Annotated in this window: 1 protein-coding gene; it reads right to left on the reverse strand. The window is 32.9% G+C overall.

Features of this window, described 5'->3' with window-relative positions:
* Positions 1–140 precede the first annotated feature (140 nt).
* Positions 141–611: a methylglyoxal synthase gene (locus AKG39_RS17420; RefSeq protein WP_050741679.1), complete on the reverse strand. Its 471-nt coding sequence runs from the start codon at positions 609–611 to the stop codon at positions 141–143.
* Positions 612–1,051 lie beyond the last annotated feature (440 nt).

Genomic DNA, 1,051 nt, shown 5'->3' on the forward strand with positions numbered 1-1,051 from the left:
TATATTGTATCGTCATTTGCCTGCGTTGTCAAGCTGTTTCTGAAAGTTTATTGTGGGTGAATCAGTTTGCTTTCGCTGCCCACTTGAGACAACTTCCTTAGTATAATGTCTTTTTCTTTACTTGTCAATGTTTTTTTAATTTAATATGTCTCCATCCTACTTTTAATTTGATTATTGAAATCTTCTATAGGATGAACATACTCTTCACTCATAAATCGAGAATGAATAATAAAATCGGCTGTTGCCAAATTATTGGCTATTGGGATATCGTATACCGTTGCAATCCGAAGTAACGCTTTAATATCCGGATCATGTGGCTGGGCTTCTAATGGATCCCAAATGAAAATCAGCATATTGATTTCTCCATCCACTATTCGCGCTCCGATTTGTTGATCGCCGCCTAGCGGGCCACTCTTAAATATTTGTACTGGAAGACCTGTTTTTTCTTGTATGAGTCGGCCGGTAGTACCTGTACCACATAAAAAATGACATTGTAGTATTTCCTTATTTCTACTCACCCAGTCCAAAAGCTCTGCTTTTTTCCCATCATGTGCAATCAATGCTATCTTTTTTGTTCTTTCGATTGTAACATCAGTATATTTTCTTTCCATTTTACGCCACTTAACCTTTCAATAATTTATTTTGATTTTTTAATTATAACATTGAATTACATAGGAATGTTACAATATATTTGTCCGTGTAAAATTAATAATTATTTCACTTGGAACTTTTAATGATTCAAAGTCTTTGTCACTGTTTACTTTATGGGTATACCTCTTGCCCATCCATTGAATGATTGCATAACTTTTGTGAATATGCTAAATCCAGGGTTGGGATATTCATTATTATCATTACTGCTTATCAATTTCAAAAAATTATTCAGATTTGACTTTTCCAACAATCAATACCGGAAATAATTTTAATATTAATACATTCGATAATTTTGAAATAGACCTTGCCAGAGAATAAGCTAATTTTTTTCTACTTTTCCAGAATGATAAACGGTATAACCAACTGCTAAAATTCGCCAAATGAATATTTCACGGTAATG

The sequence above is a fragment of the Acetobacterium bakii genome (assembly GCF_001263355.1).
Classification (GTDB): Bacteria; Bacillota; Clostridia; order Eubacteriales; family Eubacteriaceae; genus Acetobacterium; species Acetobacterium bakii.

What these genes read in the sequence shown, in the direction of transcription:
- AKG39_RS17420 (WP_050741679.1), bottom strand. Translation starts at nt 611, where the DNA reads ATGGAAAGAAAATATACTGATGTTACAATCGAAAGAACAAAAAAGATA.